This is a genomic window from Azonexus sp. MM2026_4, assembly GCF_055901855.1.
Map to the genome: position 1 here is coordinate 2,903,391 of NZ_CM148380.1, position 15,065 is coordinate 2,918,455.

The window sequence follows — 15,065 nt, forward strand, 5'->3', positions numbered from 1 at the left end:
GCCATGAAAATCGCCAACAACGTCACCGAACTGGTCGGCAACACGCCGCTGGTCCAGCTCAACCGCGTCACCGAAGGCGCCGGCGCCCGCGTCGTCGCCAAGCTGGAATTCTTCAACCCCGGCCACAGCGTCAAGGACCGCATCGCCGTCGCCATGCTCGATGCGGCACAAGCCGCCGGCAAGATCGGCCCGGACACCGTCGTCCTCGAACCGACCTCCGGCAACACCGGCATCGGCCTCGCCATGGTCTGCGCCGCGCGCGGCATCAAGGCCGCCTTCGTCATGCCGGAAACCATGAGCCGCGAACGCAAGCTGCTGCTCAAGGCTTACGGCGCCGAACTGATCCTGACGCCGGGGCCGGAAGGCATGGGCGGCGCCATCGCCAAGGCCAAGGCGCTGGCCGAAGCCGACCCGAAGTACTTCATCCCGCAGCAGTTCGAGAACCCGGCCAACCCGGAAATCCACCGCCACACAACGGCCGAGGAAATCTGGCGTGACACCGACGGCCAGGTCAACATCTTCGTTTCCGGCGTCGGCACCGGTGGCACCGTCACCGGCGTCGGCGAAGTTCTGAAGGCGAAGAAGCCGGGCGTGCAGATCGTCGCCGTCGAACCCGATGCCTCGCCGGTCCTTTCCGGCGGCCAGAAGGGCCCGCACCCGATCCAGGGCATCGGCGCCGGCTTCGTGCCGGGCGTCCTCAACACCGGCGTCTACGACGAAGTGATCCGCGTGAAGAACGACGACGCCTTCGCCACCGCCCGCCGCATGGCGACGGAGGAGGGGCTGCTGGTCGGCATCTCGTCGGGCGCCGCCACCTGGGCCGCGCTCGAACTCGCCCGGCGCCCGGAAAACGCCGGCAAGCTGATCATCGTCATCATTCCGTCGTTCGGCGAGCGCTACCTGTCCACCGCCCTTTACGAACACCTGGCCGTTTGAACGACTTCGCCTCCGCCCCCGACCGGCGCCACACCGATTCGATCAAGTGGGGCAAGTACGCCGGTCGCGACATCCTGCCGCTGTGGGTCGCCGACATGGATTTCGCGGCGCCGCCCGCGGTGCTCGAGGCGCTGCACCGGCGCATCGAGCACGGTGTTTTCGGTTACGGCCAGCCCTGGCCGGGATTGACGGAGTCGGTGCTCACTCACCTGAAAGACGAGTACGGGTGGGAAGTCGATGCCGACTGGCTGGTCTGGTTGCCGGGACTGGTCAGCGGCCTCAACCTCGCCTGCCGGGCGGTCGACGGCGAGGTGCTGACGGCAACGCCGATCTATCCGCCTTTCCTGTCGGCGCCGAAGTATTCCGAACGTCGCCTGCACACCGCCGACCTGCGCTGCGCCGACGACCGCTGGCAATGGGACTGGCCGGCGCTGCACGCGGCGGCGACGCCGGAAACGCGGCTCTTCCTGCTCTGCCACCCGCACAACCCGGTCGGCCGCTGCTGGAACCGCGACGAACTGCTGGCGCTGGCCGAGTTCGCCGAAAGCCGCGACCTGATCGTCTGCTCGGATGAAATCCACTGCGGCCTGATCCTCGACCAGGGCAGGCAGCACCTTCCCTTCGCCAGCCTGTCGCCGGCTGCCGCCCGGCGCAGCATCACACTGATGGCACCGTCGAAGACCTTCAACATCCCCGGCCTCGGCTGCGCTTTCGCGGTGATCCCCGATGCCGCGCTGCGCCGCCGCTTCCGGCGCGCGATGGACGGCATCGTCCCGCACGTCAATGTGCTCGGCCTCGCCGCCTGCGAAGCTGCCTACCGCGATTGCGCCGACTGGCACCGGCAGTTGCTCGCCGCGCTGCGCGGCAACCGCGACCGACTGGAAGCCGCCGTCGCCAAGTTACCAAGCATCCGCATGACGCACGTCGAAGCCACTTACCTGGCCTGGCTCGACGTCCGCGGACTCGGCTGCGCCGATCCGGCCGCTCATTTCGAAGCCCACGGTCTCGGCCTTTCCGATGGCCGCGACTTCGGCGCGCCGGGCTGGCTGCGTCTGAACTTCGGCTGCCCGGCGGCCTTGCTCGACGAGGCCCTGCAACGTCTGGCGCAAGCCTGCCACGCCGCATGAGCAGCTACCAGATTGCCGTGCTGGCCCTGATTGCCGGCCTTGCCGGGCAGGCCATCGCCGGCGGCCTCGCCGGCGAGCGCTGCCTGCGCGGCCAGTGCCAGGCAGGAGATCGTTTCCTCTGGCTGGTGCTCGCTGGCGGCGCCTTGCTGCTCACCCTCGCGCATGTCCAGGCCCTGGAACTGGCGGTGCACACCGGCCTTCACGATCTGCGCCAGGCGCTGCTCACCGGCGGCGGCGGGCTGCTCTACGCGATCGCGGTCGGCGGCCTCAGCCGGCGACCCTGAAAGCGCCGGCCTCGGTGACGATCCAGTCCAGACGCTGATCATGCGCTTCCGGACGGATGCTGGGAAGGCGGTTGATCTCGAAACCGACACCGACGGTCAGCGGTCGCGGCGTCATCGCCGCCAGCGTGCGGTCGAAGTAGCCACCGCCGTAGCCGAGGCGATAGCCGGCGGCGTCGAAACCGTTGAGCGGCAACAGGATCAGTTCGGGCTGCAGCCAGTCGCCGTCGACCGGTGTCGGAATCCCGTAACGATCGGCCTGCAGGCGGGAATCGGCGCGCCATTCGCGGAAAACCAGCGGCGTCGCCGCGGCGACCACCACCGGCAGCGCCGCTCGCGTTCCCTGCGCGGCCCACTCGTCGATGATGGCGCGAACATCCGGTTCGTGCTTGATCGGCCAGCAGAAGGCACAACTGGCCGGTGGCGGAAAACTGCCCCGCAGCCAGCCGACGATCGCCGCCGACAGGCGGGCGCGCTCCTCCCCGCCCAGCATCTCCCGCCGAGCAAGCATGTCACGCCGCAAATCACGACGCCATAGCGTGCTATCCTCGAACCGACCCGTCATCACCCGAATCCAGCATGAAGTTTTCCCCCATCATCGCCCTGCTTGTCTGGGGCGTTTCCGCTTTTGCCCAACCCGCCGACGACAGCGCCTTCATCGCCGCCCGCGAAGCCTTCCGCAAGGGCGACGTTGCCCGTCTGGCCGGCGCCATCGGCGAAACCCGCGGCCACCCGCTGGCCATTTACGCCGAAAACTATCTCCTGCGCAACCGCCTGGCGCGTAACGACGCCGACGGCATCCCGGCTTTCCTGGCCCGCAACGAAGGCAGCAACGTCGCTGAACGCCTGCGCAGCGACTGGCTGAACTGGCTCGCCAAGCAGGGCGACTGGCCGCGCGTCGAGGGCGAACACGCCAAACTGCTCGCCCCCGATGCCGAGCGCACCTGCCTCCAGCAGCAAGCCCGCCACCAGCGCGGCGATCGCCGCGTGCTCGACGAGGTCGCCGGCTACTGGCTGACCATGCTCGAACCGGCCGACGCCTGCAAGCCGCTGTTCGACGCTCTGGTCGCCGCCGGCCGTATCGATGTCGATGCCGCCTGGCAGCGCGCCCGCCGGCAAATCGAGATCAACCGCCCAAGCGCCGCCCAGCAGACGCTCGCCTATCTTCCCGACAGCCAGGTTCCCGGCGCCGCCGATTTCGATGCGGCGACGAAGAAATCGATGTCCTACCTCGCCCGCCTCGGCGCCAACTGGCAACGGCAACGCAGTAGCCGCGAACTGGCGGCGATCGCGATCCGCTATCTGGCGCTCAACGACCCGCTGATCGCCGCCGAGGAACTCGACAAGCGCGAAGCGCAACTCGAGCGCTCGGCAGCCAACTGGGCCTGGAGCCAGATTGCGCTGCTCGCCGCCCGCCGCCACCTGCCGGAAGCAAGCATCTGGTACGCCCGCGCCGGCGACGCGGCTCTGACCGAGGAAAATCTCCAGTGGCGGGTCCGTGCCGCCCTGCGCGCCCTCAACTGGGGCCAGGTCCGCGACGCCATCCAGGCGATGCCGCCCGAACTTGCCAGCCGACCGGAATGGATCTACTGGCTGGGACGCGCCTACAAATCCGGCGGGCGGACCGCGGAGGCCGACGCGCTGTTCGCGAAAATCGCCGGACAGGCGCATTTTTACGGCAACCTGGCCGACGAGGAACTGGGTCGGCAGGTACGCGCCCTGGCGCCGACGACGCCGCCTTCGGCGGACGAAATCGCCGCTGCCCGGGACAATCCCGCCCTGCAACGGGCATTGACCCTGTTCCGTCTGGACATGCGGACAGAAGCCGTCCGCGAGTGGAACTGGGCCCTGCGCGAGATGAACGACCGCCAGTTGCTGGCCGCCGCCGAACTCGCCCGCCGCAACCAGCTCTGGGACCGGGCGATCAACACCGCCGACCGTACCCGCAACGAGCACGACTACAGCCTGCGCTTCCTCTCGCCGTTCGCCGACAACATCCGCCCGGTCGCCCGCCAGCAGGCGCTCGACGACGCCTGGGTGTACGGTCTGATGCGCCAGGAAAGCCGCTTCATCACCAGCGCCCGCTCCAATGTCGGCGCCGCCGGACTGATGCAGTTGATGCCCGCCACCGCGCGCTGGGTGGCAAAGAAGATCGGCCTCAACAATTTCAACCCGAACCAGGTGCATGATGCCGACATCAACATCCTGCTCGGCACCTCCTACATGCGCATCGTCATGGAAAACCTCGACAATCACCCGGTGCTGGCCTCCGCCGCCTACAACGCCGGCCCCGGCCGAGCCCAGCGCTGGCGAGGGCAAAAGACGCTCGAAGGGGCGATTTACGCGGAAACCATTCCCTTCTCGGAAACCCGCGATTACGTGAAAAAAGTGATGAGCAACGCCGTTTATTACTCGTTCCTGTTCAACGGCAAACCAGATTCCCTAAAAGCACGTCTGGGCGTGATCACCCCGGCCTCCGGGCAAGCCCCGAAAAATGCCGACCTGCCATAGAATTCGTATTACATTGTTAATTTGCTGACACAATAACGCTTCAGGATGTCCGTACACTGATCTCTCAACCTCTTTATTGAAAATCCGCGTCCGTGAATACTGCGCAAAACTCCAGCCACATCGATCGTTTCCAATCCTCGCAAGCAGCCCGGAAGTTCTATCTCGAACACCTCACCGAACTGCTGCGCGACAGCCGCCTGATCTCCGATTCCGCCATCTCGGCGATGATCGGCGGCTGCGGCAGGTATTTCGACGAAATGATGAACAAGCGCCGCCAGGGCAGTTTCGAAGAAGAAGCCCGGGGGCTGACCTCGTCGCGCATATCGCTGGTCGGCGACGACGATCTGGAGTTGGACATCCGCCTCGACAGCTTGTGCAATCGCCTGATCCAGACCACCAGCGTCCCGCTCTGGAAGACGCACCTGCGTTTCGCGACCATCCTCGGCCGCCCCGATCTACCCAAGAACGACAACCCGGTTGGTCCGCGCGGCGTAACCCAGGGTCTGCACGATCTGTTCAGCGCGGCCGGCGCCAGTTCGCTCGAAAAGAAGTTCGAACTCCTGGAGAGAATCGAGGTTTCGCTGCTCACCAGCCTTCCCGGCATCTACGGCCAACTGGACGATTTTCTGCAAAGCATCGGTATCGAGGTCACGCAACCCCCGATTGCCGCCGTCCAGCCCCCATCGCGAACGCCAGCCCCCAAACCGGAGCCCCAGGTTGTCGCCAGTGCCGCAGCACCCAATGCCGGCGAGCGCCCGGCCAACGCCACCCACACCCTGCTCAGCCAGGGCGCGCTGGAAAACCTGATGTTCCGGCTGGACCAGATGGAACGCGGCCAGCAAAACAGTCTCGACTTCCTGACGGCAACCTCGCCCAAGCTGGAATCCCTGATCCCGGAGCTGTTCGGTGAAGCCGGCAGTACCGCAGAGGCCGCACCGGTCGTCCTGCAATCGGACGCCCTGGGCATCCCCGCCAACAGCCTGGAAGGCCAGGCCATCGACCTGACCGGCCGCTTTTTCAACAACCTGTTCAACGACCCGACGATTCCCGGCGTTCTCAAGGAAACGCTTGCCAAGCTGCAGGTCCGCATCGCCCGGATCGCAGTCCGCGACCGCAGCCTGTATACCCGCGCCGATCATCCTTGCCGCCAGTTGATCGATCGCCTGGCAACACTCCTTTTCGGACTTCCGCTGACGGTTTCCGCTACCCACCCGGTGTGCCAGCAACTGATCGAAACCTGCGACCGCCTGCGCCAGGACAACGCCGGCGATGCCGCCGCATTCGCCCTTGCCGCGGCCGAACTGGAAGTTCAAATCGGCGCCCGTCATCAGAAGATTTTCGATGCGGCAGCGCCCTATCATCCGTTCCTGCGCCAACTCGATCGCCGCGAACAAGCGGACCGCGAAATCGGCGAGTATTACGCAAGGCTGCATCTCGATTCGCTGCCCGAATTGCTGCGCAACTTCATCGTCCAGGACTGGAAACGCCTGCTGGAACGCGCCTGGTTCGAACAGGGGCAGGGCGGTCCGGCCTGGCTGGAGCGCACGGAAACACTGAATGCGCTGGTCTGGAGTTTCCGCCCGAAGGCCGATGGCGAGCAACGCCGGACGCTGGCACAAAAGCTGCCCGCCGTGCTGCAGGCAATCAAGGAAGGGATGGAAACGCTGGGCATTGCTGCGGAAACGCAGACCCGCATCCTCGATGCCTGTTTCGAACTGCAAACGCGGGCCATGCGTCCTAACGGCAGCGAACCGCCGCCCCCCGTCGGGGCCAGCGTGGCGCTCGCAGAAGTGCATCAGGGACACGGCATCCGGCAACTCAGCATTGGCCGACTGGAAGCCGGCAACCGTGCCCTGCACACCATCGACTACCAACTGCCACCGGCGACGGAAGGGCGTAATCCGGTTTTCAGCGCCGGCGAATGGATGGAAATCAAGCTCGACGAGGTCGATCAGCAGCTTTGTCTATGCCTGCAGAGCGCAAGTACCGGTCGCTGCCTCTTCTTCAATCCCGAAACCGACCTTGCCCTGGCCATCCATCCCCAGCTACTTGCAGAACAACTGAAGAAGGGCAGTGCCCGACACCTCGGTCAGCCTGGCCTGTTCGCCACGCTACTGGCCCGGGTATCTGCCTCCTAAATCATCTTCCGGTGCCCCGCGAGAACGGCTTTGCCTTTAAAATTAGCCCTCTCAGAAAAATATCGCGGGGTTCCAGATGAGTATCAAGAAGGTCTTGCTGCTGGGGGGCAGCGGTTTTGTCGGCACCTACATCGTCAACCGCCTGTCCCAGCGCGGCATCCAGGTCACCGTTCCGACCCGGCGGCGCGAACGGACCAAGGCGCTGATCATGCAGCCCGGTGTCGAAATGCCGGAAGCCAACATCCATTGCCCGGCGAGCCTGGCATCGCTGATGCAGGGGCAGGATGCAGTGATCAATCTGGTTGGAATCCTGCACAGCCGCGACGTCAAATTCCCGTATAGCGACGATTTTGGGCAGGCGCATGTCGAATTGCCGAAGAAGATCATCGCCGCCTGCAAAGCCGCCGGCGTCCGCCGCCTGGTGCATATGAGCGCGCTCAAGGCCGCCCCCGACGCGCCATCCGAATATCTGGCCTCGAAAGGCGAGGGCGAAGCGATCGTCATGGCGGCAGCCAGCGACCTTGACGTCAGTGTTTTCCGCCCGTCGGTCATTTTCGGTCTCGGCGACAGTTTCCTGAACATGTTCGCCAAGGTCCTGAAAAGCGCCCCCATTTTCCCGCTCGGTTTCGGTCACGCCCGCTTCCAGCCGGTCTGGGCCGCCGATGTCGCCGACGCCTTCGTCGATTCCCTCGACGACGCCTCGACCTTCGGCCAGGCCTACGATCTGGTTGGACCGAAAGCTTACAGCTTGCGCGAACTGGTTGATTACACCGCCCAGCTCACCGCTAGCCGGGCCCGTGTTATCGCGCTGCCTGAGGGTCTGGCCTACCTACAGGCCGGCCTGATGTGGCTGGCGCCGAAGCCGCTGATGTCGCCCGACAACCTGCGCTCGATGCAGGTCGACAGCGTCTGCGCCGGCGATTGCCACCTGCCCGCCGGCTGGCAGCCGACCGCCCTGGAGGCCGTCGCGCCGACCTACATCGCCCGCAACACGCCGAAGGGCAAGCTCGACAGCTTCCGCTTCCGGGCTGGCCGCTGAGTCGGCGACGAGGCCGTGCAGGTATACGTCGTCGGCGGCGCCGTCCGTGACGAGTTGCTCGGACGGCCCTGCGACGACCGCGATCACGTGGTCGTCGGCAGCACTCCGGAAGCCATGCGGGCAGGGGGATTCAAGCCGGTCGGCAAGGATTTCCCGGTCTTCCTGCACCCCGAAACGCACGAGGAATACGCGCTGGCCCGCACCGAGCGCAAGACCGCCCCGGGCTACCACGGCTTCACTTTCCACACCGCCCCCGACGTCACGCTGGAAGAAGACCTCGCGCGCCGCGACCTGACCATCAACGCGATGGCGCGCGACACCGGGGGCAGGGTGATCGACCCTTTCAACGGGCAAGGCGACCTCGCCGCCAGGGTTTTGCGCCACGTCGGCCCGGCCTTCGCCGAAGACCCCGTGCGCATCCTGCGCCTGGCCCGCTTTGCCGCGCGTTTTGCCGATTTCTCGGTCGCTCCCGAGACCGTCGCCCTGATGCAGGACATGGTCGCCGCCGGCGAAGTCGATCACCTGGTCGCCGAACGCGTCTGGCAGGAACTGGCCAAGGGACTGATGGAGGACAAGCCGTCGCGGATGTTCGAGGTCCTGCGCCAGTGCGGTGCGCTCGCCCGCTTGCTGCCCGAGGTCGAGGCCTTGTTCGGGGTGCCGCAACGCGCCGACTACCATCCGGAGATCGACACCGGCATCCATACCATGATGGTCATCGACCAAGCAGCGCGGCGCGACTTCCCGTTGCCGGTCCGTTACGCCGCGCTTTGCCACGACCTGGGTAAGGCACTGACCCCCGCCGACATCCTGCCCCGGCATATCGGTCATGAAACCCGCAGCGCCAGCCTTTGCCTGGTGCTAGGCGAACGCCTGCGGGTACCGGGCGAATGCCGCGACCTGGCATTGTTGATGGCCCGCCACCACGGCAGCATCCACCGCGCCGGCGAACTGCGGGCGGCGACCATCGTCGAGTTGTTCGAGAAATGCGATGCCCTGCGCCGCCCGGCCCGTTTCGACCAGTTGCTCGACGCCTGCCTGTGCGATTACACCGGCCGTGGCGGCTGGGAAGATCGGCCTTACAGCGCGCCAGCCAGACTGCACAAGGCGCTCACCGCGGTCAATGAGATCAATGCCGGAGAAATCGCCGCCGCCAGCCCAAACCCGGAAGGCATCCCGGAACGTATCCGCCAGGCCCGCATCGCGGCCGTCCGCCGGGCCCTAGAGGAGGCGCCCGACCAGCCAGAGCAGCAATGAGAAGAGCAGGATGCTGACGAAGGGAAAGTGATAGACCTTGCCCCGCCAACGAAACGCGAAGTCCCCGGGCAGTTGCCCAAAACGGACGAAACGGGCGAGATGGGGCGTCACCAACCCGAGCAGGAATATCGCGACAACCAGCGTCAACAACCACTTCAGCATGAACCCGATCCCCCTCGGCCGACGGTCAGGGCCGCTCCCCATGAAACCATGGTAGTACGATGATAAAACAACAGAATATCGCAGGAATCGAAGTCTTTTCCTGTTTCCCCGACAGCCCGGCTTGCCGACCGGACCTGCTGTTCATCCACGGCGCCTTTGCCGGCGCTTGGATGTGGACCGAAACCTACATGCCTTACTTTGCGGCCGCCGGCTATCCCTGCCATGCACTATCGCTGCGCGGCCACGGCGGCAGCGATGGTCACGACCGTATCAACTGGCTGTCGGTAGCCGACTATGTCGAGGACGTCCGCACGGTAATCGAAGCGCTCGCCATCGAACCAGTGCTGCTGGGACATTCGATGGGCGGCTTCGTCGTCCAGAAATACCTGGAACACCATGCCGCACCTGCGGTCGCGCTGCTCTGTTCGGTGCCACCGCAAGGCCTGATCGCTGCCCAGTTCCATCTGCTGCTGCAGAAACCCCAACTCTATCTGGAAATCAACCGCATCCTGGCCGGCAACTATACCGAGACCGAGACGTTGAAGGAGGCGTTGTTCGCCGGCGAGGTTGACCCGCAAATGCTCGAAGTCTGGCTCGGCCAGATGCAGAACGAATCACAACGGGCAATCTGGGACATGTCGATGTTCAACCTGCCCAACCTCTACTGCATGCAGAAACCGCCGATGCTCATCGTTGGCGCCGAAATGGATGCCCTGGTGCCGGCTTTTCTTGTTCAGACAACCGCCCAGACCTATGGCGAACCCGCCCACATCCTGCGCGACATGGGTCACGCGATCACGCACGAAAAGGAGTGGCAAAAGGGGGCTTCGCTGATCCTGAACTGGCTGGAAACGCTCAAGCCTTGACGTCAACCTGACTACCAAGATTCGGTGGGTTGTTGTAGGTCGGAGGCAAGGTCTGCAGCAACTGCATCGAGTTCTGCTCCTCGATATCGATCGCCTTTTTCAGGACGGCCGTGGATACGGCCATACTGGTCTGCTCAGCGCTCATCGCCGTATTGAAACTGCCGATTCCCGAAGTGTCCATGACTCTGCTCCCGCAAACTTCTATTAAGCGCTTCCAGTTTAGACCACTTTTTTACAAACGGCGACTTTGATCGCCCTGCGCAAAACCGAGCAACCCGCCGTCAAGGCCGCGGCCGATCGCCATCACCTTGAACAGTTCCCCCATCTCGTGCGGCATCAGCAATTTGCCGACGGCGGAGGCGGCCCGCACGTAATCCGGTGTGTCGCGGGGAATTGCCGCCAGCAGATCGAGCATGCCGCAATTGAGCAGGAACTGTCCCTGGCTCGCGTAGCCCAGCAGATCCAGTCCGGCGCCGTGGGCGGCAGCAATGATCGCCGTGAAATCCACATGCACCGTCACATCCTGCAAGCCGGGCAGGTAGAAGGGATCGGCATGGGCATGGTGACGGTAGTGACACATCAGGGTACCGGCGCTGCGCTGCGGATGGTAATACTCGTGGCGGGGAAATCCGTAGTCGATCAGGAGCAGGGCGCCACACTGCAGGCGATGGCCCCATTCCGCCGCCCAGGCACGCGCTGCGAGGCTGATTTCGCTCAGATAGCCGGGTTCCAGTTCGCAACTGTCGGCGATTTCACGCGCCGCGGCGAGCAGGGCTCCGCTGGCCGCCCGCTCGTTCCACATGAAACCGCCATCGGCATCGCGGACCAGACCGCATTCGCGGATTTCGTCGCCATCCCAGCGCACCAGGTGGGCCGGCAAGGCATCGAGCAGTTCGTTGGCCAGCACGACGCCGCTGAATTCGTCGGGCAGCCGGTCCAGCCATTCGACCCGCGCCAGCAGGTGCGGCGCCGCTCGGGCTATCGTCTGCTGCTGGCGTTGGCGTAGATCGGCGGAAAGGTCGAGGATCGCGTAGCGCTCGGGCAGTTGGCCAAGGTCCTCCAGCGCCAGCAGAAGATCGGCCGCCAGGCGCCCGGAGCCGGCCCCGACTTCAAGCACCCGCGACGCCGAAAGTGCCATGATCCGCGCAACCTGGCGTGCCAGCGCCTGGCCGAAAAGGGGCGTCATCTCTGGCGCAGTGACGAAATCCCCGGCGCTGCCGAACTTGCGGGCACCTGCGGTGTAATAGCCGAGCCCCGGCGCATAGAGCAGCATCTCCATGAAAGCCGCAAACGACAACCAGCCGCCTTGCTGGTCTATGGCGTGGTGAATTTCGGCTTGCAGGCGGGCGCTATGCGCGAGCGCCTCGGGAGAGGGCGCAGGTAGCTGGCTCATGGGCGGGCAAATAGCCGCATTCTACTGGGCGGCGACGCTTTGGCGGACGATCCGTGTAAACTTGCGGCCGCAACAACGCGCCACCACCACGAGCAAAGACCGCCGATCATGGATACTCCCGTCTCCGCCAACCTGCAAAAACTCCGCAAATATCTCGAAGGCCGCACCGGCAAGGCGATCATGGACTACAACATGATCGCCGACGGGGACACCGTCCTGGTCTGCTGCTCCGGCGGCAAGGATTCCTACACCCTGCTCGCCATGCTGATGGCGCTGCAGAAGCGGGCACCGGTGAAGTTCCGTCTGATTGCGATGAACCTCGACCAGAAGCAGCCTGGATTCCCGGCCGATGTCCTGCCCTCTTATTTCGAGTCGATCGGCATCGACTACCGGATCGTCGAGGCCGATACCTATTCGATCGTCAAGGACAAGATTCCCGAGGGGAAAACCACCTGCTCGCTGTGCTCGCGCCTGCGCCGCGGCATCATCTACCGCACCGCGAAGGAACTTGGTGCCAACAAGATTGCCCTCGGCCATCACCGCGACGACATGGTTCATACCCTGTTCCTCAACATGCTGTTCGGCGGCAAGATGAAGGCGATGCCGCCGAAGCTGGTGACCGACGACAAGGCGCACGTCGTGATCCGGCCGCTCGCCTACTGCAGCGAAACCGACATCGCCAAGTTTGCCCGCGGCATGGCTTTTCCCATCATTCCCTGCAATCTCTGCGGTTCGCAGGAAAACCTGCAGCGGCAGAAGATCAAGGAAATGATGCAGGACTGGGACCGTCGCTATCCGGGTCGCACCGAATCGGTCTTCACCGCCATGCAGAACGTCGTGCCGTCCCATCTCGCCGACAATGCACTGTTCGATTTCAGCGGGCTGACGCTGGATACGCCGGTCGACGAGGGCGATATCGCCTTCGACGCCCAACCGCTGGAATTCAGCGGCGCAATTCCGATTTCCCCGCTTGCCTGATGCCACGAAATGCAGTCCGTCATATAATCGGACGTCCTTTCCATCCAGTCCAGCTATGAACGCGCAGCGCCCGATCCCCGTCATCATGGTCGCCGATATCACCGGCAGCGCTTCGCTCCATCAGCGCCTGGACGAACAGGAGGCGGAACGCGCCATCGACCGCTGCATCAAGCGCATGCAACGCGCCATCGATGCTTACGACGGGAAGCTGTTGCAACAGGTGGGCGACGAGATCCTGGTGTCTTTCCCGACCCCGGAAAATGCCTGCTACGCGGCCGTCGACATGCATCAGCGAGTCGCTGACCTGCCACCGGTCTCCGGACACAAGCTGAGCATTCGCGTAGCCCTGCACGACAAGGGCAACGATCCGGAACAGCCAGCGAAGCCGGAAACGCTGGCCAACCTGATGCGTATCGGCGGTTACGCCCGCGGCGATCAGATACTGTGTAGTGGGGCAATCGTTGCCGCGCTGCCGCCGAGCACGGTAATCACCACCCAGGCAAGACCGGATGTGGGCAATTTGACCGAAGCAGAAAATCAACTTCTGGTCTTCGAGATCAACTGGCCGGCAAAGACGGTCGCCGCGCCGCAGCACCACTCCATGTTCGGCCCCCACAACCAGCCGCGGGTTGCCGAGCGACTTTGCCTGCGCTATCACGGCCAAGCCTTCCTGATCGATCAGAAGGCGCCGGTGATCAGCCTTGGCCGCGATCCATCGTGCAAGCTGCTGGTCGAGAACCGTCGGGTTTCGCGCTTGCATGCGCGCATCGAGCGCCGCGACGACGGCTACTATCTGGTCGACACCAGCACCAATGGCAGCTTCCTGACCCTGCAGGGACAACGGGAGGTGCTGGTTCGCAAGCATGAAGCTTTGCTCGACGGCAAGGGCATCATCTGCTTTGGCAGCTCGGCCAACGATACGGCCGCCGAACGCATCGAATTCGAACACCTCTGAGCGAGGCGAAGGGCCAGTCTCAGGGCGTTTCGTCAGTCATCACCCGGCTTTGCCGGTCGATGAAATCCTGCATCGAATCAATTCCCCGATACTGCAGGATGGTATTGCGCACCGCAGCCTCCAGCAGCACCGCCAGGTTGCGTCCGGCGGCAACGGGGATCACCACCTTGCGCACCGGAACACCAAGCACTTCCTGAGTCTGCGCATCGAGCGGCAGGCGTGGTGCATCTTCGGCGGCGATCGTCCGCTGCAGGTGAACGATCAGCTTCAGCTTCATTTTCCGGCGCGACGCCGTTTCGCCGAAGATGGTACGGATGTTGAGCAGCCCGAGCCCGCGCACCTCGAGGAAATCCCGCAGCATGCCGGGGCAACGGCCCTCGATCGTGGTTGGCGCGATGCGCGCCATTTCGACGACGTCGTCGGCAACCAGGCCGTGGCCGCGGGAAATCAGTTCGAGCGCCAGTTCCGACTTGCCGACCCCGGAATCGCCGGTGATCAGCACGCCCATGCCGAGCACGTCCATGAATACCCCGTGCAGGCTGACCGTATCGGCGAGGCGAGCGGAAAGGTAGATGCGCAGGTGATCGATCACCGCTGAACAATGCTTGGGCGAAAGGATCAACGGCACATCGGCCTGCCGACAGGCTTCGAGCACGAAATCGGGCGGCTTGAGTCCATCGGCAACGATCATCGCCGGCGTCCTGGCCGACAACAGATCGCTGAATAGCTGGCCGAAGCGGCGTTCGCCGATCCGCATCGCCCAGTCGTACTCGGCCTGCCCCATGACCTGCAGGCGTTCCGGGTGAATGATGTTGATGTGGCCGACGACGTCGGCGCCGTAATTGCTCGCCGCCTTCAGTTCGACCCGACGGTCGGCACGCTGGCCGACTACCCAGTTGAACAACAACTGCTCGCGGTTGTCCTGGTACAACTGTTCAAGGCTGATGTGGCGCACGGCGCGGAATCAGGACTTCTTGAACAGGGAGAGAACGGTTGCGACGTCGGGCGCCGCCAGCAGGGCTTCGCGGAAGGCCCGGTCGGAGAAGCGTTGCGCCAGTTCGGAAAGGATCTGCAGATGCTCCTCGGTCGCCTGCTCCGGCACCAGCAACACGAATAGCAGGGTGACCGGGCGGCCGTCCGGCGAATCGAAGGGAATCGGTGTGGTCAGGCGGATTAGTGCACCGGCCGCCTGTTTCAGGCCTTTGATGCGGCCATGCGGGATCGCGATGCCCTGACCGAGGCCAGTGGAGCCCAGCTTCTCGCGAGCAAACAGGCTATCGAAAATCTGCGTCCGGGCCATGCCGAGCCGACCTTCGAAAAGCATCCCGGCCTGTTCGAAAACACGTTTCTTGCTGCTCGCATCCAAATCAAGCAGAACCTGGTCGGCAGTCAGAATGTTGTCTAGGGGGGTCATGGGAAAGTGTT

The 15,065-nt window shown here is 64.4% G+C and carries 16 protein-coding genes; 10 read left to right on the plus strand and 6 right to left on the minus strand.

What is annotated here, in order from left to right; translation table 11 throughout:
* Positions 1 to 3 precede the first annotated feature (3 nt).
* From cysK to AC0KWY_RS13695, 3 genes are read left to right on the plus strand one after another with little or no spacing between them, the layout of a single operon-like run.
* Positions 4 to 936, plus strand: coding sequence for a cysteine synthase A (gene cysK, locus AC0KWY_RS13685; RefSeq protein ID WP_474026052.1), 933 nt, complete (start codon positions 4 to 6; stop codon positions 934 to 936).
* A complete protein-coding gene (locus AC0KWY_RS13690) occupies positions 933 to 2,063 on the plus strand; it encodes a MalY/PatB family protein (protein ID WP_474026053.1) in 1,131 nt (376 codons plus the stop codon). Before cysK ends, AC0KWY_RS13690 begins: the two co-directional genes overlap by 4 nt.
* Positions 2,060 to 2,347: a hypothetical protein gene (locus tag AC0KWY_RS13695; RefSeq protein WP_474026054.1), complete on the plus strand. Its 288-nt coding sequence runs from the start codon at positions 2,060 to 2,062 to the stop codon at positions 2,345 to 2,347. Before AC0KWY_RS13690 ends, AC0KWY_RS13695 begins: the two co-directional genes overlap by 4 nt.
* On the opposite strand, the gene AC0KWY_RS13700 is transcribed toward AC0KWY_RS13695, so the two are convergent.
* Positions 2,331 to 2,909, minus strand: a complete 579-nt coding sequence (locus AC0KWY_RS13700) for a 5-formyltetrahydrofolate cyclo-ligase (protein ID WP_474026055.1) — start codon at positions 2,907 to 2,909, stop codon at positions 2,331 to 2,333. The two genes, AC0KWY_RS13695 and AC0KWY_RS13700, sit on opposite strands and share 17 nt — an antisense overlap.
* Before the next feature lie 14 nt (positions 2,910 to 2,923).
* Between AC0KWY_RS13700 and AC0KWY_RS13705 the strand changes: the two genes are divergently transcribed.
* The 4 genes from AC0KWY_RS13705 (at position 2,924) to AC0KWY_RS13720 (ending at position 9,286) form a co-directional block, all read left to right on the plus strand.
* The gene (locus tag AC0KWY_RS13705) at positions 2,924 to 4,855 is read left to right on the plus strand and encodes a lytic transglycosylase domain-containing protein (RefSeq protein ID WP_474026056.1); all 1,932 of its coding nucleotides are present in this window, start codon (positions 2,924 to 2,926) and stop codon (positions 4,853 to 4,855) included.
* Between the two features lie 92 nt (positions 4,856 to 4,947).
* Positions 4,948 to 6,993: a DUF1631 family protein gene (locus tag AC0KWY_RS13710; protein ID WP_474026057.1), complete on the plus strand. Its 2,046-nt coding sequence runs from the start codon at positions 4,948 to 4,950 to the stop codon at positions 6,991 to 6,993.
* A gap of 76 nt (positions 6,994 to 7,069) precedes the next feature.
* On the plus strand, positions 7,070 to 8,032 hold the full coding sequence (locus AC0KWY_RS13715) for a complex I NDUFA9 subunit family protein (protein WP_474026058.1): 963 nt from the start codon (positions 7,070 to 7,072) through the stop codon (positions 8,030 to 8,032).
* A gap of 15 nt (positions 8,033 to 8,047) precedes the next feature.
* Positions 8,048 to 9,286 carry a multifunctional CCA addition/repair protein gene (locus AC0KWY_RS13720; protein ID WP_474026059.1) on the plus strand — a complete coding sequence of 413 codons (1,239 nt, stop codon included), beginning with the start codon at positions 8,048 to 8,050 and terminating at the stop codon, positions 9,284 to 9,286.
* Here AC0KWY_RS13720 and AC0KWY_RS13725 read toward each other — a convergent pair.
* The gene (locus tag AC0KWY_RS13725; protein ID WP_474026060.1) at positions 9,251 to 9,448 is read right to left on the minus strand and encodes a DUF2905 domain-containing protein; all 198 of its coding nucleotides are present in this window, start codon (positions 9,446 to 9,448) and stop codon (positions 9,251 to 9,253) included. The genes AC0KWY_RS13720 and AC0KWY_RS13725 overlap by 36 nt on opposite strands.
* A 59-nt stretch (positions 9,449 to 9,507) precedes the next feature.
* On the opposite strand from AC0KWY_RS13725, the gene AC0KWY_RS13730 reads away from it, so the two are divergent.
* On the plus strand, positions 9,508 to 10,314 hold the full coding sequence (locus AC0KWY_RS13730) for an alpha/beta hydrolase (protein WP_474026062.1): 807 nt from the start codon (positions 9,508 to 9,510) through the stop codon (positions 10,312 to 10,314).
* Here the strand turns inward: AC0KWY_RS13730 and AC0KWY_RS13735 are convergent.
* Complete coding sequence (locus tag AC0KWY_RS13735) at positions 10,304 to 10,495, minus strand: YjfB family protein (RefSeq protein WP_474026063.1); 192 nt, start codon at positions 10,493 to 10,495, stop codon at positions 10,304 to 10,306. The two genes, AC0KWY_RS13730 and AC0KWY_RS13735, sit on opposite strands and share 11 nt — an antisense overlap.
* Before the next feature lie 51 nt (positions 10,496 to 10,546).
* Positions 10,547 to 11,707: a class I SAM-dependent methyltransferase gene (locus tag AC0KWY_RS13740; RefSeq protein ID WP_474026064.1), complete on the minus strand. Its 1,161-nt coding sequence runs from the start codon at positions 11,705 to 11,707 to the stop codon at positions 10,547 to 10,549.
* Positions 11,708 to 11,815: 108 nt separating this feature from the next.
* On the opposite strand from AC0KWY_RS13740, the gene ttcA reads away from it, so the two are divergent.
* Entirely contained in the window at positions 11,816 to 12,685 is an 870-nt protein-coding gene (gene ttcA, locus AC0KWY_RS13745; RefSeq protein ID WP_474026065.1) for a tRNA 2-thiocytidine(32) synthetase TtcA, read from the plus strand.
* A 55-nt stretch (positions 12,686 to 12,740) separates the two neighbouring features.
* Positions 12,741 to 13,640, plus strand: a complete 900-nt coding sequence (locus tag AC0KWY_RS13750) for an FHA domain-containing protein (protein ID WP_474026066.1) — start codon at positions 12,741 to 12,743, stop codon at positions 13,638 to 13,640.
* A 19-nt stretch (positions 13,641 to 13,659) separates the two neighbouring features.
* Here the strand turns inward: AC0KWY_RS13750 and hprK are convergent, their stop codons facing one another.
* Entirely contained in the window at positions 13,660 to 14,595 is a 936-nt protein-coding gene (gene hprK / locus AC0KWY_RS13755) for an HPr(Ser) kinase/phosphatase (protein WP_474026067.1), read from the minus strand.
* A 9-nt stretch (positions 14,596 to 14,604) separates the two neighbouring features.
* Positions 14,605 to 15,054, minus strand: a complete 450-nt coding sequence (gene ptsN / locus AC0KWY_RS13760) for a PTS IIA-like nitrogen regulatory protein PtsN (RefSeq protein ID WP_474029730.1) — start codon at positions 15,052 to 15,054, stop codon at positions 14,605 to 14,607.
* Positions 15,055 to 15,065 lie beyond the last annotated feature (11 nt).